This is a genomic window from Paenibacillus sp. FSL P2-0121 (assembly GCF_037975345.1).
GTDB classification, from domain to species: domain Bacteria; phylum Bacillota; class Bacilli; order Paenibacillales; family Paenibacillaceae; genus Paenibacillus_AQ; species Paenibacillus_AQ odorifer.
Genome location: NZ_CP150245.1, coordinates 5,969,010 through 5,991,927 on the forward strand (window position 1 = coordinate 5,969,010; position 22,918 = coordinate 5,991,927).

Below are 22,918 nucleotides of genomic sequence, written 5' to 3' on the forward strand. Positions count from 1 at the left end.
TTATTTCAAACCCTTCTCCTGCACATAAGCATCCCATTGCTTGATATATTCGGTCTGGATTTTCTCAAGACCAGCTTGCTTAGCCTTTTCCATAAAGGTGGCTAAACCCGCATCAACATCCTCTACTAATCCAGCTTGCAATGGATACAGGTATTGCTTTTCCACCTGCTCTAGTGCTGCTTTTTCCGCCTGATAAGAGGTATAATCCTCAGCAAAACCGGTGAAAATATCCGGCTTCTGAATTTTGTCGAGCTCAGCGAAAATTTCCTTCACGCCATCATAGGATTTATCAAATAGCATGAACTCCGGATTCCGCCAGGCCCAGCCATTCATTCCCTCGCGTGTAAAACCGTTCGTTGAAGCATCTCCAATAAGTTCATAGTAGCCGTTCGCATCAATTTTATAGTTCTTTCCTTCCACACCGTATTGTGTCAGCTGATTATAACGTTTATCCATGACCATTTTTTCATAGAAGGCCAGTGCACGTTCAGGGTTCTTGCTGCTCTTCGGAATGGCGAAACCATTATGAATAGGATGAACTGGTGTTGCATAACCAATGGTATTGCCATAAGGATAGTAACCTAGATCCCAATCCGGATGTGCTGCTTTCACCTTCATCAACGTATCGTTGAAGCGAGTCGGATTATCTCCGAAGATGCTTGCTGCCTTGCCCGCGATAATCGGAGCCTGGATGGTATCCTTCAAGTTCAGGACGTTTTTGGAAATTAATCCGTTTTCCTGCCAGCGTCTCATCGTCAGCAGCTCTTCTTTATGTTCCTCCGAACCCCAATACAGATAAGCTTTTGAAGGATCATCGTACTTAATACCAATACCATAAGGCAGCGGACTGCCGACCTGTGCGGTAAGTGTTGAATATACATCATGAATGTTACCTCTTACATCACTGTTAAAAGAAGCAGGCGACATCTGAGGTTCATTTTTCTTGATTCCTTCCATGTATGCTTCATAGCTAGCCAGATCTGTCGGCTGAGGCAGATTGTATTTCTTGCGCAGATCCTCACGCCATACGAAGCCGTTCGTTACATACTCCTTATAAGTCGCTGGAACGGTGTAAATCTTGCCATCAATCTTCACAGCATCCCACATTTCCTGTGGTACGAATTGCTGGAGTTCCGGGGCAGCTTTGGGCAGCAGATCATCTATAGCCAAAAAAGCTCCCTTTTTCGCATAAGCCTGATATTGTGTCCAGTCCGCAGTGAAGATCAGATCGATCGATTGACCCGACGACAGCAGCAGCTTATATTTCTGATCCCAATCTGTCCAGGTTGTATAGTTGAATTTAACGGTTGCATTCAGATCCTCTTCAGCCATTTTGTTAATTTCCGCTTCAATGCTTGAGAGGTCCTTCGGCGCATCGCCTAGCATATAGAATTGCAGCTCGACCTTTTTGGAAGTGTCCAGTCCGGTCTTCTCCTCAGACCCTGCGTTCGTACTTTGTGCTGTGTTTCCTCCGCTATTGCTCTCTTTTACCGCCGCATTGTCTCCGTTTGCAGAATTAGAATTCCCCCCGCAGCCTGCCAGTAGCGTCATGCCCAGTACTGACGTAAGCAGAATAGACATGCGTTTGCCCCGTTGTTTATTCATCTGAATCCTCCCTTTTCACTATGCTTCTATGTTAGCCGACTGTACCTTTACCCGGTAGTGGGCAGGTTGCGGTTCTAACCTTTTACAGCGCCGATGGTTAGGCCTTTGACAAAATAACGCTGAACGAACGGGTACAGAAAAAGAATAGGTCCCGTCACGACAATTGCCATCGCCATTTTGGTAGACTCAGCAGGGACCTCCGTAGCCAGTGACACCCCGGTTCCCGCCCCCATCTGTGCGATAAACTGTGCTGAATTGATAACATTGTACAGATAGAACTGCAGCTGATATTTATGCGTATCATTGATGAACAGTGAAGAGGTGAACCAGTCATTCCAGTAATACAAAGCCAGAAACAAACCGACTGTAGCGATGCCCGGCATGGAAAGCTTGAGTACAATCTGCCAGTAAATCCGGAAATCACCAGCCCCGTCTATTTTTCCAGAATCGAACAATTCCTCAGGAACTGCTGATTTGATGAAGTTTTTCATTAAAATGATCAAAAATGGCGTCATCAGACCTGGAAGCACCAGTACCGCAAAGGAATCCAGCAGACCGAGGTATTTCGTAATCATGATGTACCAAGGGACAAGTCCTCCCCCAAACAAAGTCGTAAAGTATATATAGAAGGAAAAGCTATTTCGATATTTAAAATCTTTACGCGCCAGTACATAACCCGCCATAGTCATGAAAAAAAGTCCCATTACCGTTCCAATCGCAGTTGTGCTGACTGTGACCGCATATGCCCGCAGCACCTCATCCGGGAAGATGAATACCGTCTTGTAGCCCTCCAGTGAGAACTGTGCCGGAATCAGATGATAGCCATCGCGAATAATGGACTCATTGCTGGTCAAAGATGCAGAGATAATTAGCAAAAAGGGCAGCAGGCAAGCGATCGATAAGCCAATAATGACCACATAGGCAATCCAATGAAGCATTCGCGTATATTTATCCTTTTGAATTTTCATTTCTTATCCTCCTAGAACAGGGCGTAGTCATCGTTTATTTTGCGGATAATGTAGTTGACCGTCATAATGAGGACGAAGCCGAACAAGGATTGATAGACCCCGGCAGCCGTTGCCATGCCCACATCAAAGGTTACTTTAAGCGAACGGTATACATAGGTATCAAGGATATCCGTCGTATTGTAGAGCAGCCCGTTATTGCCTATTAATTGATAGAAAAGATCGAATTGGCCCTTCATAATACTCCCGAGCGCAAAGAGCAGCAGCACCACAAAGGTTGATTTCAGCATCGGCACCGTTATATACCAAATCCGTTGGAAAATATTAGCGCCATCAATTTTGGCCGCTTCATAATATTCGTCACTAATCCCCGTAATCGCCGCCAGATAAATCACCATGCTGTAACCAAGATTTTTCCATAGATAAAAGATAATGATCAGAAAGATCCATGCCCAAGGTTTACTGTAAACGTCGACCGGATCAAGGCCAAATTGGGTAAGCATTGTATTTAAGAAACCGCTGTCATAATTAAACAAGTTGTAGACAATTACGCTGAGAATCACAAAAGACACGAAGTAAGGCAGAAACATTACCGATTGGCTAATCTTTTTAAACCATTTTCCATTGAGCTCACTCAGCAGGATCGCACAGACAATTGCCAGCACATTCCCTAGTACAATAAAAGCAATATTGTATCCTATCGTGTTCATCGTGAGCTTCACCAGCGTACCGGATCTCCAGAGGAACTCGAAATTCTGTAATCCCACAAACTTGGAGTTGAACATGCTGCTGTTGAAGTCGAATTGAGTGAACGCATAATAGATGCCTACCATTGGAAAATAGGAATTCACCAGAAAAAAGATCAAGGTGGGCAGCAGCATCAGAAACATTACCCGATTGTGCACCAGCTCATACAACAATCCTTTCTTCTTTCTTGTCGTTCGTAAGCGTGCTCTACCATCAGCCTGGATGCCAAGTTCGACGTTTGAAATTCCTTTGGATGAGGTTTGGCTCAAGATCTCTCACTCCCCTTAATATAGAAACTGCATAATTCCACTATAGGGGGATTCTTCTGAACACAGAAGTGAAGCTTACAAGCCTTACTGCACAAACTGGCGAAACAGGAACTGAACAATCAGGATGTTTATGTAAAAGTCTTCGGAGACCCCCAGAGCTTCTCAAGCTTCGCTAACTCCTTATAATCCTTGTAGAAAAGACTGTTTTGTACACGAATATTTAATTTGTTCACTCCCTTCAGATTGGAAAAATGCAGGATTCTAAGGTTGCTCCACTGTTCTGTTCACTCTTGGGGACTTATAATAAAGGAACTTCATAATATGAATTCATCCAGAGTCTTGTCCGAGTAAGTCATATGATGATCAGGGGGGACGGTATGAAGAATAATGATCTACGGAGAAAAAGACTACTGTATGGCAAGCTGCTCACCACCATAACCCTGTGCATATCGTTAACCCTTCTTATCTCTACTTTTGTTTACTATACGTACTACATCGGCGTCGAGAAGACGCAAACCTTTCGCTCCGATCTAAGGGATCTGACCCAGACTGGCAAAAAAGTGGTCAACATGGCTGAAGTCGCGCAAACGCTTTCATTTCAATTGTATCGAACCAGCACGATTTCTCATCTGTTGTTCTACAACAAGCCCTCTATTTATGAGGTAACCGCGGCGATGTCCGATCTCGGAAACTACTTAAATTCCATGCCTTATATTGAATCCATCTATGTATATAATCCGAATAATGACACGGTTTATATTTCGGCAGCACAGGGCCAGAATGGCGTATTCACCACCCGCGAACTGGTGGACACTGAAATTATTCAGATGCTGAATCATTATCAGGATTACAAAACATTTACACCGATTCCGCGAACCTATTCCATAGATGAACCTGAGAAGAAAACCATCTCAGTCTATACTTACCTTTGCTATGATGCGATCAATTGGGACCGCTCCATTAACTCTGCGGTTATTGTTAACATATCCGCGGCTTGGATCAATAAAGAACTGGCTAACGGCAATACACCCGGTAGTGGCAGTACCTACATTTTGGATGACCAAGGCCGTTTTCTGTCGGGGAATAAGCTGACATTGGAGAAGCTCTCCGGGGATGAAAACAGTTGGCTGGAGCATCAAGTAAAAGCACGTTCTGCCGGCTATTTTACTGCCCCTTTTAGAGGGAATAAATCACTGGTGTCCTATACTTCGCCCGATTCGCTTGGCTGGCAATATGTGCGCATTACTCCTTATGAGGTAATTACTGAACAGACCAATCATATCCGCAATACTACGCTTCTGATTTCTTTAATTATTTTATTGTTCGGTCTTGTTATTTCTAGGGTACTGTCCAAACGGCTTTATCTGCCGATTGATTCGATCGTAAGCCGAATGAACACCCTTGAGGCAGATAAACGCAACAGTATGTTCACGATCAGGCAGAACTCATTACGCAATCTGGTGCTTGGCATTAAATCTCCTCATAACAGCCGGCAAAATGATGTTCAACAGCTGGGTATTTCTTTTAATTTAAACGAGGGCTACCGGCTAGTATTACTACGCATTGATGAGTACGAAGCTCTGCGAAAGGAACGAGGCTCTTATCTCCTTCCGTACAAGTTTGCCATCATGAATATTGCCTCAGAGATCTGTGGACAGACTTATCAGGTGGAAACTGTAGATATGAATGACGATAGTGTGGTCATGTTGCTTAGCAGCATGACCTCCACTGAGCATCTGGATACCGAGCTGATTGAAGTGCTGCTGCGGCAGATCCGTGTGGCCTGTTGTGATTATTTAAAAATCGGACTGTCGTTAGTGTACAGCCCTATCAGTGATAATCCAGATGTACTAAACCGGCTGTACAGTCAGGCCAGAGAAGCTTCCAAACATAGACTGTTTTATGGTCATGGCAGCCTGATCAATGCTGAGCGCATTAGCGAGCTTCAGAACAATCTTTACTCCTACCCGGCTGACAGCGAAAAAAAGCTGGTCGATGCGCTCACAAGTGGCAGAACAGACGAAGCCCGCAGTCACTTCTCCGAAATGGTACGTGAAATGGAGCAATATCCCTATCATGTGCTGGAACTTACTGTTTCAAGGGTGACGCTAACGATTAAACGAATTGTCGATAACATCAAGAAGCTTAGTCCTACCCCCACCGAAGGGATGATGGTGATGCCTTCGCTTGAACATTATGAAACAATAGAAGAATTTGAGGCGGCTTTTTACCAGCTTTTTGATCATATTCAGGAATTCCAAGCGGATAAGCGCAGCTCCAAGCAAAGCGATCTAATCCGGCAAATCAACCAAACCATTCAGCAATCTTACATGGACCCTTGCTTGAGTCTGAACCAAATTGCCGATGAACTTAATATGTCTCCAATCTATGTCAGCAGACTTTATAAGCAGCAGACCCTAACCACTATTGTGGATGTCATCATGGAGGTACGGATGAAGGAAGTATGCCGCCTGCTTGTAGAGAGTGATTTATCGGTATCGGATATTGCTGAAGTAACTGGCTTCACTAGCAGTTCTTATCTCCACCGGATGTTCAAACGCAACTTCAGCCTTACACCAATAGAATTCAGACGGACCAAAAACAGTTCATAACATGAATCACCTATACTCCAAAAAGAAGGGTGCTCCAGCAGCCATTACATTGGCCTTTGGAACACCTTTCGATATCAAAGGAAATATTAAAATACCTTCGCAATATTTGCTTCATTCTCACCTGCAACAATGGTGTATTCTTTGGTCAACAAATTAGCTTCAAGCTTCGCCACACTGTTTTCATTTTTCCAAGTGATGTTCAGCTCATTCTCACTACCTTGTTCAATCTTGATCTCACCATTAAAAGCTGGACAGCTATTTCTGAATTTCAACAATGCGAACAGCTTTTGAACAACAGAACGTTGTACCTCAGCAGCAATTTCATCTTTAGAATAATAATGGCGGTTAATATTGCGTCCTTCTTTTGTGCTTTCGAGCAGCTCAATATCATTCTCGCCAGCGAATAGACCTACATAATAAATCTGTGGAATACCAGGGGCGAAGCACTGAATAGCTCTGGCCAAAAGATACGCCTGATCATCATTGCCAAGTGCAGAATAATAAGTGCAGTTAATTTGATAAATATCCAGATTATTATAAGCGGCGGAGCTATATTTTTTCTTAACATTTGCTCCTTGACTATATAGGCTTTCTCTGGTCATCTCAGCTTCTTCGTCGGTCATCAGATCCTTAACATCCACTACGCCAATGCCGTCATGTGTATCCAGGGTAGTGAATTGTTTTCTCGGACAGATTTCCAGCCAATGCGCAAGCCGATTTACTTTTCCACTATATAGAGCATGTAATACCAACATTGGCAGGGCGAAATCATAGACATAATAATCCTTGTCTGCAATCTTCAATTGAATGCTGTAATGCTCATGGATTTCCGGAAGAACAGTTACGCCATAAGGCTCCACTACTTCTTTAGACAAATTCAACATTTCCCAAATATCCGGTTCTACGAAAAAACAGTTGGTACCCATCTTTTTGTTGGCATAGGCAAAAGCGTCCAGCCGGATAATCGATGCTCCTTTATCAGCAAGGAAGGTTAGATTGTCTTTCACGAATTTCTTCGTGGTTTCGGTAGTCACGTCCAGATCGATCTGCTGCTCATCAAACGTACACCAAACCTTTTCTTTCGTCCCATCTTTAAAAGTAACCTCTACGTATGGCGCCCGCGGTTTACGTTTATAAATTAAATCCACATCAACCTCAGTTGGTTCACCGTTAGGCCAGAAATCCTTGTAACGAATAAATAAATCCTTGTATTGCGATGCATCCTTCTTCTCAAGGAAATCTTGAAAGTATGGAGACTGCTGTGAAATGTGATTGATCATGAAATCATACATCATGTAGAACTTCTCGCTCATCTCTTCGATTTCCGCCCAGTCGCCAAAAGCCGAGTCAACCTTCGTATAATCCATTGGGGCAAATCCCCGGTCGCCCGAAGAGGGGTAAAACGGCAATAAATGAACCCCACCCACGACTCCTTGCAAGTGTGTATGCAGTACTTCGTTTAGTTCTTTTAAATTATTTCCCATGCTATCTGCATAAGTGATAAGCATAACTTCATTTTTAATCAGCATATTGGAGTTCTCCTTCTATTTCAATTTATACTCTCTTGCTTCATAAGGTCTGAGAAATCATCAAACTAATGTAATTTATGAAAGCGTTCTCCTAACAATCTTGTTCCTCCCTAGATGAAGGTTTATTCAAAACCAATTTTATAGATGCGAAAATAATATGTCAAACGTTTTCATATAATTAAATCAATAAAATATAGGTATAATAATTAATGTTTAATATTATATCCAAATATTTGTGGTAACGTATAACATACCTATTATAACTATCAGAAACTATCTATGCTTTTACAATTGTTAGTCTCGATTAGTGTCAACAATCCAAGAAAGTTGTAGAATATAGATTAGAGCATTTTATGAAACGGGGATGAGGGTATGGCAAGTATTAAAGATGTTGCCAAGGAGGCGGGCGTTGCTGTAGCTACCGTGTCCAGAGTAATGAACAACCGGGGATATATCAGCAAAGAGACGCGTAAAAAAGTTGAAAAAGCGATGGACGCCTTAGATTATCATCCTAATCAAATCGCCAGAGCCTTACAGAAGAATCAATCCTTTTTTATTGGGATTATTGTTCCAGATTCAAACCACCCTTTCTTTTCCGATCTCATCAAGTATGTTGAAATGAGTGCTAATGAAAAAAACTATAAATTGCTAATATGCAATTCTCTTGACGATCCTGAGAAGGAAGCCAACTATATTAGCATGCTTCGCCAGAATCAAGTAGATGGCATTATCATGTGCAGCCACACTATGAATATTGAAAGCTATAAAAAGGTCCCTTTCCCTATTGTCTCTTTTGACCGTTTTATTTCTTCCAATATCCCTTGTGTGGGATCGGATAATTACCGCGGTGGTGAGCTAGCTACCGAACATTTGATACAGCTAGGCTGTAAACGGCTGCTACATATCTCCGGCCCGCTAGATCTGGATATTCTAGCGAATCGCCGTCGGGATGCTTTTGTCATCACAAGTATGAAACATGGTGTAACTTACGATATTATCGAAGGCGCGCACAACAAGCTTACCTTTGATTATTTTTGGTCCTTTGTCACCGAAAATATCTCTCCGGCCCAACTTCGAGAATATGATGGAGTATTTTGCAGTAATGATATTGTGGCTTATGCTTTATACATTTATGCTGAACAGCAAGGCATTCGAGTGCCCGAGCAACTGAAAATCATCGGCTATGATTACCACAGCTTTACCCGCATGCTTCAGAGTCCTAAATTGACTACCATTATGCAACCTAGTGATCGGATCGGGGTCATGCTGACCAATACTCTCCTGCAAATGATCGAAAGTGCTGACGGAGAGCTAATCAACAACACTACTGTAGACGTAACTCTCATTAAAGGAGAGACTACTTAACGTATCTATTAAAAAGGTAGACTACCGTAATTAGCGGTGGCCTGCCTTTTTTTGTATTGCTTCATTAATAACGACTTTCAGGAATAACGGCTTTTAGGGCGATTTTTGTAACAACTTCCGCTTCTCAGAATATGCTGATTGGGCAGGTTCCCATTTTTCAAAGGAATGAACAGGAGAAGTTCAAGGAGGAGATATAGAAATATGCCTGATTACAGACCATTTAAAGGCGATGCTATCCTAAACAAGCATGGAAGGATCAGCAGTCCTATTAGAAAGAGGGAGTGTAACGCACTATTAAAAATAGTCACTGATCTCTCTGCAGTGGTACCCCCCGTACTTACGAATCCCACAACACTTCATATTGCCAATCTACAAAGAGTGTTAAGAGAACTATTGGAATTCTTGCATACCTCTAAGTTATGCAGTCCTTTTAGAACTGAGCTACTTTCTGTAGTAGAGATAACCATTGTATCGACCGAAGTCAGTCCCTTCTCTGTCGTAAGCGTGGGCACCAATCTTCAACTGTTGTTAGCTGAGTTATTATCTTTTATTCTCGCCACGAAGATTGACTCTAATTGTAAAGATCAGTTGATTATTCAGATCAGACATATTCAAGCTTCTATTACACAAGCAATCGGATTGCCTATTAAAGGTGCGACTGGACCTCAAGGGCCACAGGGACCTCAGGGTCCGCAAGGAGCGCAAGGGGTTCCGGGCGTAAAGGGAACCACGGGGGCAGGGCTGCAAGGAATTGTTGCTTTTAATCCTGCATTAAGCCCTACTTATCCAGCAGGTCAAGTAGTAACCTTTAATGGCAGTACCTATATTGCTATTGTTGCTGGACCAACGGGAACACCTGGAAGTTCACCAGACTATTTATTAATTGCTGGTGGCTCCACAGGCCCCCAAGGACCGCAAGGACCACAAGGCCCTCAAGGAACGCCTGGACTTCAAGGACCTCAGGGACCACAAGGGGTAGGGCTGCAAGGGATTGTAATATTTAATCCTGCACAAAGTCCTACTTATCCAGCAGGTCAAGTAGTAACCTTCAATGGCAGCACCTATATAGCTACCGTTTCCGGACCTACTGGAATACCCGGGAGTTCACCAGATTACTTGTTAATCGCTGGTGGCGCGGTGGGACCGCAAGGACCACAGGGTGTGCAAGGAATTCAAGGGCCAACAGGTGCGCAAGGACCAGCAGGTCCAGGTGTAGGAGCAACGGGCGCGACTGGTTCGACGGGTGCTGCCGGCTTGGCGGGCCCTGCTGGTGCAACGGGCGCGACTGGCGATCCGGGCGCGGTCGGCGTTGCCGGAGCTACGGGTGCCACAGGGGCGACGGGTGATCCGGGGGCGGTCGGCGTTGCCGGAGCTACGGGTGTAACGGGTGCGACGGGTGATCCAGGCGCGGTCGGCGTTGCCGGAGCTACGGGGGCGACTGGAGCGACGGGTGATCCGGGGGCGGTCGGCGTTGCCGGAGCTACGGGGGCAACGGGCGCGACGGGTGATCCGGGGGCGGTCGGCGTTGCCGGAGCTACGGGTGCCACAGGGGTGACGGGTGATCCGGGGGCGGTCGGCGTTGCCGGAGCTACCGGTGTAACGGGTGCCACGGGTGATCCAGGCGCGATCGGAGCTACTGGCATTACCGGAGTCACTGGTGCAACCGGTAACGGTGCAATTATTCCGCTGGCATCCGGAGGACCTATTATTATGACCACGGTTTTAGGTGGTTTGGTTGGAACAACAAGCCTTGTAGGCTTCGGAAGTTCAGCCACAGGCATTTCGCTTGTTGGCGGTAATATTGATTTGACAGGTACTCTCCTTGGACCGCTTATCAATTTTGCATTCTCAACTCCTCGAGCAGGAGTAATAACTTCCATTGCCGCTTACTTCAGTAATACCATAGCTTTATCGCTGCTTGGTACTACGATAAATGTAACAGCGCAATTGTACCAATCTGCCACACCAAATAACACATTTACTCCTATTCCAGGCGCAACAGTCCCACTTCCACCTATCACCGGTACTATTAATCTTGGAACTTTTGTCAGCGGAATTACGAATGGTATCAATTTTACTGTAACACCACAGACACGTTTGCTTATGGTATTCTCAGCCACCGCTACAGGTCTTACCCTTGTAAATACAGTCACTGGTTATGCAAGTGCTGGCTTTACGATTGTATAATCACTAAAAAAAAGTTAAAAAAGCATCTGCGATTCCTTTTGAAGGAGGTGGCAGATGCTTTTTTTGTAATATGCGTATTCAACGCTTGATCTTTCGGACTCAGATGCCGCTATTCGTTAATTTATCACTGTTTAGAGAGATTATCGGACCTGAGAGGCACTATTGGGCAGAAATGATACTGAGTAGTGTCTATTTTGTACTAATAACGCCTATGGAGTCCTATAGCAACTCAAAAATAGGAAAATATTGCAAATAAGAGCGCCTGAGTCCGATAGCTACTCCGTTCACTGGGAACCATAGTCCATTCACTGAGATTCATAGCCCGTTTAGTGAGATTCGTACTCCGTTCACTGAGAGTCATAGTCCGTCCACTGGAAGTCAAAGTCCGTTCACTAGGATTCACACTTTGCCACTGTTTGCAAAAACGAACCTCACAACTAATACGATTTCAGCTTATAACAAATACACCTTCAACTTATCGATGACCTCATCGATTTCCGCTGTAGTCGTATATCGTCCCACACTAAAACGAACCGCTCCCCGTCCAATATTCTCCGACACATGCATAGCCTTTAAAACAGGCGAAATCAACGTTTCACCGGAATGGCACGCTGAGCCAGTTGAAGCCGCCACAGCTTCCAGAGAATCGATAATTTCATGACCCACTGCTCCAAGAAAACTAACGTTAAGGGTGTTAGGCAAGCGCTTGTGTTTATGACCATTCAAATGAATTTTTTCGCCAAAAGACTCCTGCAGTCTTCCATAGAAATACTCCGTAACTTGCTTAACTCTTTTTCTAGAATCAGAGTCAGCAGCAAGCTCACAGGCTTTTCCTAAGCCAATAATGTAGGGTGTATTTTCTGTCCCCGCTCTTCGCCCCTGTTCATGGCCCGCACCGTGTATCAAAGGCTCAATGTGAATGCCGTCTCGAATGTACAATGCTCCAATGCCTTTGGGCGCATATAATTTATGGCCTGCAAGCGTTAGAAAATCCACTCCCAAATCCGCTACATCGAGGTCTACTTTTCCCGCAGATTGTGAAGCATCTGTATGAATAAGAATGCCCCGTTGGTGGCAGACCTCAGCTATTTCCTTGATCGGCTGGATCGTACCCGTTTCGTTATTAGAGTGCATGATGGAGACCAGAATGGTTTGGTCCGTGAGCTGCTTTTTCACATCGTCAACCTGCACCATTCCATACGAGTCAACAGGTACATAAGTCAGGTTGTATCCCATCTGCTCCAGGTACTGACAAGGTTTAATTACCGCTGGATGCTCAATAGCAGACAGGATAATGTGATTACCTTTATGGCGATACGTTTGGGCTACTCCTTTAATGACAGTATTATTAGACTCACTACCCCCACTGGTAAAAAGCACCTCACCCGGCGCACAATTCAGGAAATCAGCCACCTGTGTTCTTGCCTGCTCTATTCCGAGTTTAGCTTCACGCCCCAAAGAATGACTGCTTGAAGGATTCCCAAAATGACCGTAAAGATAAGGGATCATAACCTCTGCTACTTCCTTATCTACTGGTGTTGTAGCGTTGTAATCTAAATAGATCATATTAAGTAAAGCCCCCTTTAACCATAACGCGAAACTTATACTTCTTGATGTTTTAAAAAAGAACGCACAGCAGTCTCAGCTTCATCCAGATTATTCACTTTAAAAGTAACTCTCTCAATGCCTTCATACTGAGTGGACGTATAATCGTATCTGGGATCATAGTAATATTCTAGCAGCAGCGCCACAGCTTCGCCGAACAAATCTGCCTGCAAGCATCGCTCGATTTCTGCCGCAATAGGGATATGAATTCGGGATTTAATACTCCGAAATGCAGAAATACATTGCTCCTTGTATTCTTCTGGCCGATAATCCTCAAGGATTTGCTCCACTCTGGCATGCAAAGGCATCTCAATCCAGATCTGCGTTCCGCTCTCTTTTTGCTCGGCCATAAATGGGGGCATTACTACCTTACCAATCTTTTTGCTCTCCGCTTCAAATAGTACATAAGGAGAATCCCCGATCTTAATTAACTCCTCTAAAAGAAGACTATCGAACGTTTTTTGATTGTTCGCACGAAGGCCAATCTCACCAAAAATAGAACCGCGATGACCTGCCATCCCTTCCAAATCCAGAACGGGGTAGCCTTGCGCTTTCAGGCGGTGTAACAGATTGGTTTTACCTGTGCCTGTATTTCCGTGAATCACATAAGACTTCGCCTTACATTCATAGGACTCCAATTCGTCGAGCACCCATTTACGATAAGCCTTATAGCCGCCTATCAGCCGGTAAGCATGAATATCCATTAAAGAGAGTACGGTCGCAGTTGTACGGCTGCGCATACCTCCCCTCCAGCAGAATACAGCTTTGTCTCCTTGAATCGCTGCAAATTCTTTGACAAAAGAAGGCAGTTTTGCCGCAGCAATCTCCAAACCACGTTCTTTCGCGGCCTGCACACTTGTCTGTTTATACAACGTCCCTACTTCAGCCCGTTCCTGATCATCAAAAAAAGGAATATTCAAACTATCCGGCAGCGTTGCATCTTTATATTCAGAAGGAGATCTAACATCAATAATGGTGATCTGCTTCTTGTTTTTTAACACTCTAAGTTCTTCCAGTGTAATGTCCTGAAACAATATGCTCTCTCCTCTGGTGGCTAACCTTTATAATTTGCTCTAAGCTGATATACAACAGTTATTCCACAGCAGCTATAACTGTAATCTGACCCGGATGCTCTTCCGTTACCTCTCCGATCAATGCCGCTTCTACCCCTGCATCTACTAACTCTTTTAGCAAATCTTCGCTTTGTTCAGGGGCCACAGAGATCAGCAATCCGCCAGAAGTCACAGCGTCACATAGAATATAGCGGCTTAGTTGGTCCATCTCTTCCGGATAAAGAATGCTGCCTTCCAGATGGGCAAAGTTATTCTTAGTGCCTCCTGGAACAAATCCCTGTTCCGCAAGCTCTCTTACTCTTGGCAGCATAGGTACATCGCCTTGACGAATGATCAGGCCCGTGCCGCTCCCTTTAGCCATTTCCGAGGCATGTCCCAGTAGCCCAAATCCGGTAACATCTGTACAAGCATGTACATCATAAGGCTCCATGATTTCAGCCGCTTTTTTATTCAAAGTAGACATTACTGTCGTAAGGCGTGTGGTTTCTTCAGGAGATAGCTGATCCTTTTTAATGGAAGTTGTTAAGATCCCCACACCGATAGGCTTCGTTAGAACCAGCTTGTCTCCCACCTTGGCGCCCGCATTCGTTCTTACTTTGTCAGGATGCACAAGGCCCGTAACGGCCAATCCGAATTTGGGCTCTTTATCGTCGATGGAATGTCCGCCCACAAGAGTAGCTCCTGCTTCCTGTACTTTATCCGCTGCACCGCGCAAAATGTCACCGAGAATGCTTTTATCTAAAACAGAAATAGGGAAGGCCACAATATTAAGCACCGTAAGCGGCTTTCCACCCATCGCATAAATATCGCTTAATGCATTGGCTGCTGCAATTTGACCAAATGAATAGGGATCATCCACGATCGGCGTGAAAAAATCAACAGTTTGCACTAACGCTAATTCATCACTTAAACGGTACACCCCTGCATCATCACTAGTGTCCAGACCTACAAGTAGATCCGGGTTAGGAACAGTTGGTGGCAGACTGCGAATAACCTGCATGAGATCAGCGGGACCGATTTTGCAGCCGCAGCCCCCTTTTGAAGATAATGAAGTCAGTTTTATAGTTTCAGCTTGAGACATCATGACTCAGCTCCTTTAGTATGAATTATCTTAATCTTACACGAGTAGATCGCATTGTACAAAATGCAAGAGTAGCAGATGCGTTGCTTACTACGCCTCCTTCTATACACTTACCTTCACTACTTAGGGCCTACTGTTCTTTCCCACGTCGGGTGAGCTATATTTGGTGCTGTGGTAGGGTAGGGACATTAAGTAGCGTTCTAGGTACAATATGCTTGTAAATGTTCAACATCCATCGGTTAGTAAAATAACCAAAGGCTGGCTCATTCGTAGATTTCACTACGGATAAGCCAGCCTTTAATTGGATGTCCATTATATTAGGGAAATCCTCCCTAAAAACATCCTATTATTAGGGAAGTTTTCCCTAATCCATGTTCTAGGAGCCATAATCTCCTTCACTTTAGGGAGAATTCCCCTAAAGTTCAACCCAAAAGGACGTCCCATAGCCAGCTCGTGCTCCCTGGCTATGGGACGTCTTTTTTCTCACTTAAACGCTTCGCTTGTGAAGGTCTCCCAATAGATCAGCTAATCTGCTGAGTACCCTGCTGCTTCTCTAAGAAACGTTGAAGAATCGCATTGAATTGCTCCGGTTGGCACAGATTACTTGGATCTAATGCGTTCGGAATAATCGCCAACTGCGCATGTGGCAGCTGAGACACCATTTCCTTCATACAATTCACTCCAAATTCATTGAAGTCCCCTACAATACATAAAGCGGGACGTTTAAAAGCCTTTAAACATCTGGTGTAATCAACATGGCTCGTAGCCAGCCTTTGCCGATATAGCTCCCGGGGACGTTTGTCCAGCAGCCCTCTTCTAATCTCATTGTAGGCCAGACTCCAGCGCTCTCGGTACATCATCCGAATCGAAGGCAACACCAGCTCGCTTGGGAGATAATACATTAGTAAACTGCAATATGCTGCCATAGTTTGTATTTTCCCTACTATTGTTGATCCGTGAGTCCTACAAAAGCTATCCGCGACCACAATGGCTTTTACACGCTCAGGATATTGTTTGGCAATATGCTGAACGACTAAGCCACCATAGGCGATTCCTACAAAAACTGCTTCACGGATACCTAGGTCATTCAACAGCATAATCAGATCCAGACATTGCGTCTCAATAATCTCATGTGGGGCCTCCAGCAGTTTACCAGACTTGCCATTCCCCCGTAAATCGCACAAAATCACTTTATATTTATCGGAAAAATACTCCAGCTGTGGTTTGAACATACTGTGTGTTAATCCATGTCCATGGATAAACACAACCGGAGTGCCAGTTCCATTGATTTCATAATAGAGCGAAGTTCCGTTCAGTTTAGCGATAGGCAAAGGTAACACCTCTTTCATAATAAATTCTACGACTATATCTGCTTAAAAACGCAGCAAAAAACCACAGAGGGATTCTCTGTGGCTATTCATCACTAAACACGCCATTCATCCTCTCTCCATACGCTTACGAGGTTAGCTGTCGGATTCGGGCAGTGAGAGTTGCCCTACCTGCAGGGATGCATATTATGCACCCGGAACAGGATTCACCCCATAACCAGTGCCGACTCTCACATCGGCTGCCAGTTGTTGGTTCCCCCGCTTTCCAGAAACGGAAATTAAGCGGATTGCTTATGTAATTGTAAATTTAAGATAATTCTCAGTTCTGAGATGAATCATACTCTTGTAAGGTTTTCTTGTAAAGGAGGGCTCTGGTCAAAATAATGTTGAAAGCAATGCTTTTCATTTCATATTAAGCATACTCTTCATTTTCTCTTTCTTTTGCTCTTGTTTACTCGTTTTCTTTAGAAAAACAGCTCTGAAGCAAGCGAAAAAGGGGGTGATTCACCAGTACTTTCCTATTTAATAAGAAACGACAATCTTCAATACCAATATTGGGCCAGTTTCTGTACCTTGGGGTGTTCGTCGTTTCTATGTCCCCGATCCGTTTGGCAAGCTTGTTAATATTATTTCACATGAACAGCACGAATGATTTCATAAAAAAGAAAAAAGCTAAGCAGAATCAGAGATATCCCCTTGTCCACTTAGCTTCCTTTTACAATACTATGGCTACAAAAGATCGGCGTTTTTCAATGCATGCTCCCAGCTTGGAAAAAAGAACAGCGCACTTCTCATAAGCTCTGGGTCGCTTTGCTTTACTTGTTTTTTACTGATCGAGCTTCCGTCGCTTTGCAGCTTTTTGATCCGACTTAATACTTCATCAGCCTCCAAAGGAATTTCCATTGAAACACTCCTTTCTCAGTGACCTGTTTCCCTTCATTTTCTCCATAATATGTTTATTTATTCCGTACTCTTAATTTCCCCAGATTAAACCATCTGATAGATGGGTTGTTCAGCAATGAACCGGGTAGGAAGCATGGGATATTTGTCTGCTAAGATTTCAGCTAAATATTTCATCCCCGGCGCTTCACTCTCCGCATGACCTAACATGATGAGCGCTTTAGATCTGCCTTGGTGCCCTGCATCCCGCACATATTCCGGAGTCTCCCACTCTGGTCCTTCTCCAGCAATAATTAAATCAAGATTGTGATCATTAAAAAGTGGAATAGCCATCGTCCCGCCCCCTCTGTAACCTACTAATATCCCTATGCGTTTGCAGGACAGAGACAGGTCACCAGCAGCGCGTACATAAGAGATCCCTAGCTTACTTTTAATATACTGAGCAGCTTCCAGTACAGTCATGGCAGGAATAGTGAGAATCGTAGCAGCCGCTTGCTGCTCTTCCACATAGTCTGACCAATCCAGCTCTCGCAGCAAACCCATCATAATCCCATCTGGCTCTTGCCGATGCCAATAATCATGATAACGAAAAATAGCTATTGGGGAATGTCCGATCAGACTTTTTTTCGCATGATAAACCGGATCACCTTCTAACCACTCGTTCGCCGCATGATGGCTATAAAATACACCTTCATGCGTGATCAGCAAATTGGCTCCTAACGCTATTGCTTGCTCCACAATATTTTGTGTGGCAGAAAAGGCCGTAATAATCCCTGTGACTTCAGTTTTCGGTTCCCCTGGGTTCAGAATATCCACAGTCCCTTCTACCTGTTCCACAGTTCCCATTAAATCTTTCAAAATCGCTCTAATCGTGAGGCTCACTATCATCATCCCTCGGTTCAAAATCTAATAAATCTTTCTGCCTTTAAGATCCTCAATTCCGCTCTTGCGGTAAAAATACGTATTGATCCGATCTCTCCATTCCTGCGCATGCTCTGCTTGCTCTTCAAGACGTTGCTTCACTTGCACATACAATCCACTATCCATGCTGCCTTCAAGTGATTCCCATGTTGCTAGAAGCTGTGCAGCCTGCTCTGCCCCCTCGAAATGAGTATCGTAGATATGTTGTATAACCGTTTGCCCCGATTGCAGAACATGCGTGTATGGAACATGATGGAAGAACAGCAGCAGCTCTTCTGGACAAGACGCTAGATTCTCATAATTTGATGCATTAAGACCCATATACTGTCCGCTATACCCCGTTCCCGATTTGACTGAACGATCCACACCAATGCCCTTATGATCCGCATAATGGTACGTTCCCCACTTGGCGTATTCATATCCATCCACATTCGGCCCATAATGATGATCCGGATTAACCATCCAGCCCACACCTAATGGAGCTGTGTAAGATTCGTAAATCCTCCATGAGTCCATTAACATCCCGCGAATAGCAGCCACTAGACCTTCATCAGTGCCAAAGGTAAGGCGAATCCATTCCTCAGCGATTTCTTTTGCCGTCAGCTCCGGATTCCAAATTAATCTCCCATATCCATACAGATTGGCTTGAGCTAACCCATGCCCCGTCCAGTTCATGTCATCCCCAACATTAGTTACAGCAGCCACACCATTATATTTATTTCCCCACACCGATCCGTCCACAATATGTTTCACAAGCGTAGTTTGCCCTTTGGCATAAGTATTGAAATCAAGGACTTCTTTCCACTGTGGAACGAGATAACAGAGATGCCGCTGCTGCCCCGTATATTCTTGAGCAATCTGAAACTCCATCAGATGATTGGTATGTTCCAGTGCGCCAAACAACGGAGATACCGGTTCTCTGACTTGAAAATCCATCGGTCCATTCTTGATTTGCAGCACTACATTATCATTAAAACGGTCATCCAATGGTTTGAAATGATCATACGCTGCTCTGGCCCGATCGGTCTTACGGTCACGCCAATCCTGCTTGCAGTTATATACGAAACAACGCCAAATCACGATTCCGCCAAACGGCTCCAGTGCTTCTCCCAGCATATTAGCGCCATCGGCATGGTCACGCCCGTAAGTGAATGGCCCTGGTCGATTTTCTGAATCTGCTTTGACCACAAACCCGCCAAAATCAGGGATCACTCGATAAACCTCACCAGCCTTATCTTTCCACCATTGCCGCACCGCTGGGTCCAGTGGATCAGCTGTCTCCAATGCTCCGATCTGTATCGGGCTGGCGAAGTTAGCACTGAGGAATAGCTTAATTCCGTATACGCGGAATATTCCTGCAATTAACGCGATATCAGGCAAATATTGCTCCGTTATAAATAGAGATTCAAGCTCATGAACATTCACATTGTTAATCGAAATCGCGTTGATCCCCACAGAGGACATCAATCTGGCATAATCACGCAGCCGCTTTGTATCGTTAAGAAATTGATTGGACTCGTAAAAAAAGGACCGTCCAGCATAGCCACGTTCAATACTGCCATCAAAATTATCCCAGTGATTAATCATTCGCAGGCCGTTCACCGGATTCATAGACAAATTCAGAGCGTCTATCTCGCTTTCTGTTCCTATCAGCCGTAACAGATGGAATACGCCATACAATATTCCAACAGGCGTTGAAGCACCGACAGCGATACATTGCTCAGTAGCATTTGTACGTATAAGGAAACCTTCAGGACCCAGTGAATCGGTTCGTTCTCCTGCGAATACTCTACTAATTAATGGATTCCCCCCTTGGAAGGTTCCTATAACGATACACGGTCCTTCAGGTTTCGCTGTGAGCAGTGGCGCTTTGCCCAGCATAGAGGTCATCCCCTGTATGAATTCCGCGGCTGCCGCCTGAATCGTCTCGTTGTCCTCCGTTACTACCAACTCAACACACCAATCTATATATTGATTGTATAGAGATCCTGATTTCAGCTGACCATAATTGAGCCAAGCCTCATAAGCGGTATTTGTCATGTTTATTCCTCCCGTATAAATAACCCGCCCTGGATTGAAAAGGACGGGTTCATGATTCGCAAGCTTGAGCAGGTTACCCGCTCTATGATTTGGTGACAGCGTTAAGCAATTGGTGATACGCTGGCTTAGGATTATGCTGCTCATCGAATAGAAATGGCCAATTTTTCCGTCCCCGAACAGGGAAGCCGTCCAGCCATGTATAGTCATCCGCTGCTCCCCAGAAAGTGACTGAGCTAATCACGTCGCGGTATTCTTTCAACAGAGCAAACATCGCTTCATAGCGCTCTGCCTGCAGCTCGAGCAGTTCGGCAGGTGCAACCTTTAAATCCATTCGTTTGTCATCGAAACGGAACATGGACACATCCAGCTCTGTCAATTGGAGCTGAAGCCCTAAAGATGCATACTTCTCAATAGCAGCACGTATTTCATCTAAGTCCGGATCGTATAGATTCCAGTGGGCTTGCAATCCGACGCCATGGATCGGCACTCCTTGTTCCAGCAGCGACTTCACCATTTTATAGATTTTGTCACGCTTAAGAGGATTAGACTCGTTATAGTCGTTGTAGAATAATAAAGCCTTAGGATCGGCTTCATGAGCGAATTCAAACGCTTTGCCGATAAACTCCGGTCCGACAATGTCCAGCCACTTTGACTGGCGAAGAAGTTCTTCTCCTTCATCTGCAATAACTTCATTTACAACATCCCAAGCATAGATATCTTCCTTGTAACGCCCAACCACGGTCTGAATATGTGATTTGAGCCGTGCAAGCAATGTCTCTTTGCTTACACACCCGCCCTTCTTATCCTCAAACAACCAGTCCGTAGTCTGGTTATGCCAGACTAAAGTATGCCCACGCATAGCCATATGATGTTTTCGGGCGAACGCAACCAACTGATCTGCTAGTTTAAAGTTATAAATGTCTTCAAGCGGATGCAGACTTTCAAACTTCATCTCATTCTCAGCGGTAATGCTATTGAAATGATAGGCGAGCAAGTGCTCCTGTGATTGTATCGTCATCGGGTTAACGGCTGCGCCAATTTTGAAATCCTCAGCAAATATTGTTTTTAGTGCAGGTTCTGTGTAATCACTAGCTTGTCTCAACAAGTTCCCTCCTGACAAAAGCATTTATATCAGTATTCGAATAATTAAGACTGATAATCGAACCAATCGAAGTAGGCAGGCACCTCAGCCACCTTGCCATGACCTGTTGCATATAATCCGATAAGAACACCCGTAAATCCATTTCCTTTTACGGCTTGAGGAGATAATGGATACGCTGCTGCTGTTGATAGCTTATTCCACTCCTGCCCATCCAAAGAATAAAGGAAGCTGTATTCGGTAAGCTCAGCCTTAACTTTCAAATAAATTCGCTCGGCAGTAGTTGGAACCTCTGCCACTGTATGGGTTACTCCATCCATAGTCACATGAGCTGTAATCACTTTTTGCCCGTTTTTTTGAACAAGTCCAATTTCATAATGAGCATTCTCATCTAATCTGGCGCAAAGTCCAGCTTCCACATCAGCAATAGATGAAGGCATTTCAAGCAGCGTGCTCCATTCTGCCGAAGTATGCTGCTGTCTTCTGCCTACAAAAGCCACTTGGCCTACTTCACTGAGACCTGCAGATTGTCCTCGAAGAGATAACCATCCCTGTCTTTCGTTTAAGGACCAGCTTCCCTCAGCCGGATTCCGCAGAAAGGCTAATCCCAGCGGCAATACTTGATCATCAAAATCATATCTTCCACTAGTCTCAGGTTTTGGCGATTGACCAGGTACGCGTGAAACCTTCATTTCCAGTCCAACTGTGTCTTCATTATTATCGATCATCGGCCATCCGTCTTCAGTCCAGCTTACGGGAGCAAGGAAAGTCTCTCTTCCAAGCACAGTAAATTTTGCATCTACTAGTCTTACTCCAAGGAATACGGCCCACCAATCCCCGTTACGATCCTCAATCAAATCGGCATGCCCTAAATACTGAATGGGATTGTCAGTACCGCTGTGCGTCAATATCGGATGCGGCAATCGTTCAAACGGTCCATAAGGAGAGGAGCTGCGGCCAATGATCTCCCGATGTTCCTTAGCCGTTCCTCCTGAAGCCGTCATGATATAGTACATTCCATTTATTTTGTACAAATGGGGTCCTTCCGTCCAAGGTCCGCCATCCCCAGTCCAGATAACAACAGGTTCTGTTAACGCTGCTCCCGTAGCAATATCTATCTCATATTGGATGGCATGGGAGTCATAATCTGCCCCCTGCTGGGTGGTTACATATACCTTTCCATCCTCATCAAACATTAGGGAAGGATCAATTCCTCCATAAGGAATACTAATCGGATCTGACCACGGACCCGCAGGGTCCGTAGCCGTAACATAGAAATTCCCTTTCCCGTGTACTTCGGTCGTTATCATGTAAAACGTTCCTTCATGATACCGGATCGTTGGGGCAAATATCCCTCCAGAGCTCTTGCTTTTACGAGTATCCAGCTGACTTACACGATTGAGCACATGACCTATTTGTGTCCAGTGAATCAAATCCTGACTATGAAAAATAGGTACGCCAGGGAAATACTCAAAGGAGCTGCAAACTAAATAGTAGTCATCCTCTGCCCGAGTGATACTTGGATCAGGATAGAAGCCTGGAAGTATCGGATTCGTGTATGTGATTGAAGATGGGGTCATAATTTAACAGAC

General features: G+C 44.6%; 16 protein-coding genes, 1 pseudogene and 1 riboswitch. Of the genes and pseudogenes, 4 read left to right on the forward strand and 13 right to left on the reverse strand.

Features of this window, described 5'->3' with window-relative positions; all coding sequences use genetic code 11:
* The 3 genes from MKY54_RS26295 to MKY54_RS26305 all read right to left on the reverse strand — a co-directional run bounded on the left by MKY54_RS26295 (nucleotide 1) and on the right by MKY54_RS26305 (nucleotide 3,460).
* Entirely contained in the window at nucleotides 1–1,611 is a 1,611-nt protein-coding gene (locus MKY54_RS26295) for an extracellular solute-binding protein (RefSeq protein WP_339191290.1), read from the reverse strand.
* Nucleotides 1,612–1,679: 68 nt separating this feature from the next.
* A complete protein-coding gene (locus MKY54_RS26300; RefSeq protein WP_339188463.1) occupies nucleotides 1,680–2,573 on the reverse strand; it encodes a carbohydrate ABC transporter permease in 894 nt (297 codons plus the stop codon).
* 11 nt (nucleotides 2,574–2,584) lie between these two features.
* On the reverse strand, nucleotides 2,585–3,460 hold the full coding sequence (locus MKY54_RS26305) for an ABC transporter permease subunit (RefSeq protein WP_094903677.1): 876 nt from the start codon (nucleotides 3,458–3,460) through the stop codon (nucleotides 2,585–2,587).
* Nucleotides 3,461–3,963: 503 nt separating this feature from the next.
* Between MKY54_RS26305 and MKY54_RS26310 the strand changes: the two genes are divergently transcribed.
* Nucleotides 3,964–6,198: an AraC family transcriptional regulator gene (locus MKY54_RS26310; protein WP_076128035.1), complete on the forward strand. Its 2,235-nt coding sequence runs from the start codon at nucleotides 3,964–3,966 to the stop codon at nucleotides 6,196–6,198.
* Between the two features lie 86 nt (nucleotides 6,199–6,284).
* Here MKY54_RS26310 and gtfA read toward each other — a convergent pair whose 3' ends face one another.
* Nucleotides 6,285–7,727, reverse strand: a complete 1,443-nt coding sequence (gene gtfA, locus MKY54_RS26315; protein ID WP_339188466.1) for a sucrose phosphorylase — start codon at nucleotides 7,725–7,727, stop codon at nucleotides 6,285–6,287.
* A 372-nt stretch (nucleotides 7,728–8,099) separates the two neighbouring features.
* Between gtfA and MKY54_RS26320 the strand changes: the two genes are divergently transcribed.
* The gene (locus MKY54_RS26320; RefSeq protein WP_076128039.1) at nucleotides 8,100–9,092 is read left to right on the forward strand and encodes a LacI family DNA-binding transcriptional regulator; all 993 of its coding nucleotides are present in this window, start codon (nucleotides 8,100–8,102) and stop codon (nucleotides 9,090–9,092) included.
* Nucleotides 9,093–9,293: 201 nt separating this feature from the next.
* A complete protein-coding gene (locus MKY54_RS26325) occupies nucleotides 9,294–11,279 on the forward strand; it encodes an exosporium glycoprotein BclB-related protein (RefSeq protein ID WP_339188469.1) in 1,986 nt (661 codons plus the stop codon).
* A gap of 453 nt (nucleotides 11,280–11,732) precedes the next feature.
* Here the strand turns inward: MKY54_RS26325 and MKY54_RS26330 are convergent, their stop codons facing one another.
* From MKY54_RS26330 to MKY54_RS26345, 4 genes are all read right to left on the reverse strand, one after another.
* On the reverse strand, nucleotides 11,733–12,845 hold the full coding sequence (locus MKY54_RS26330; protein ID WP_076221014.1) for a cysteine desulfurase family protein: 1,113 nt from the start codon (nucleotides 12,843–12,845) through the stop codon (nucleotides 11,733–11,735).
* A 35-nt stretch (nucleotides 12,846–12,880) separates the two neighbouring features.
* Nucleotides 12,881–13,918 (reverse strand): tRNA 2-selenouridine(34) synthase MnmH, encoded by a 1,038-nt coding sequence (gene mnmH, locus MKY54_RS26335; RefSeq protein ID WP_076304958.1) that lies wholly within the window; start codon nucleotides 13,916–13,918, stop codon nucleotides 12,881–12,883.
* 58 nt (nucleotides 13,919–13,976) lie between these two features.
* Nucleotides 13,977–15,038: a selenide, water dikinase SelD gene (selD, locus tag MKY54_RS26340; RefSeq protein WP_076281956.1), complete on the reverse strand. Its 1,062-nt coding sequence runs from the start codon at nucleotides 15,036–15,038 to the stop codon at nucleotides 13,977–13,979.
* A 521-nt stretch (nucleotides 15,039–15,559) separates the two neighbouring features.
* Complete coding sequence (locus MKY54_RS26345; protein WP_339188472.1) at nucleotides 15,560–16,387, reverse strand: alpha/beta hydrolase; 828 nt, start codon at nucleotides 16,385–16,387, stop codon at nucleotides 15,560–15,562.
* Nucleotides 16,388–16,474: 87 nt separating this feature from the next.
* A riboswitch (cyclic di-AMP (ydaO/yuaA leader) is annotated at nucleotides 16,475–16,661 on the reverse strand.
* Nucleotides 16,662–16,922: 261 nt separating this feature from the next.
* On the opposite strand from MKY54_RS26345, the pseudogene MKY54_RS26350 reads away from it, so the two are divergent.
* Nucleotides 16,923–17,018, forward strand: a pseudogene (locus tag MKY54_RS26350) (glyoxalase); the annotation flags it as partial.
* A 77-nt stretch (nucleotides 17,019–17,095) separates the two neighbouring features.
* Here the strand turns inward: MKY54_RS26350 and MKY54_RS26355 are convergent.
* From MKY54_RS26355 to MKY54_RS26375, 5 genes are all read right to left on the reverse strand, one after another.
* Complete coding sequence (locus MKY54_RS26355) at nucleotides 17,096–17,269, reverse strand: hypothetical protein (RefSeq protein WP_169744809.1); 174 nt, start codon at nucleotides 17,267–17,269, stop codon at nucleotides 17,096–17,098.
* A gap of 84 nt (nucleotides 17,270–17,353) precedes the next feature.
* Nucleotides 17,354–18,154, reverse strand: a complete 801-nt coding sequence (locus MKY54_RS26360) for a Nif3-like dinuclear metal center hexameric protein (RefSeq protein ID WP_339191293.1) — start codon at nucleotides 18,152–18,154, stop codon at nucleotides 17,354–17,356.
* An 18-nt stretch (nucleotides 18,155–18,172) separates the two neighbouring features.
* On the reverse strand, nucleotides 18,173–20,227 hold the full coding sequence (locus MKY54_RS26365) for an alpha-glucuronidase family glycosyl hydrolase (RefSeq protein WP_339188474.1): 2,055 nt from the start codon (nucleotides 20,225–20,227) through the stop codon (nucleotides 18,173–18,175).
* An 82-nt stretch (nucleotides 20,228–20,309) separates the two neighbouring features.
* Nucleotides 20,310–21,329, reverse strand: a complete 1,020-nt coding sequence (locus MKY54_RS26370) for an endo-1,4-beta-xylanase (protein WP_248549571.1) — start codon at nucleotides 21,327–21,329, stop codon at nucleotides 20,310–20,312.
* Nucleotides 21,330–21,373: 44 nt separating this feature from the next.
* Complete coding sequence (locus MKY54_RS26375) at nucleotides 21,374–22,906, reverse strand: glycoside hydrolase family 43 protein (RefSeq protein ID WP_339188476.1); 1,533 nt, start codon at nucleotides 22,904–22,906, stop codon at nucleotides 21,374–21,376.
* Between the last annotated feature and the right edge of the window lie 12 nt (nucleotides 22,907–22,918).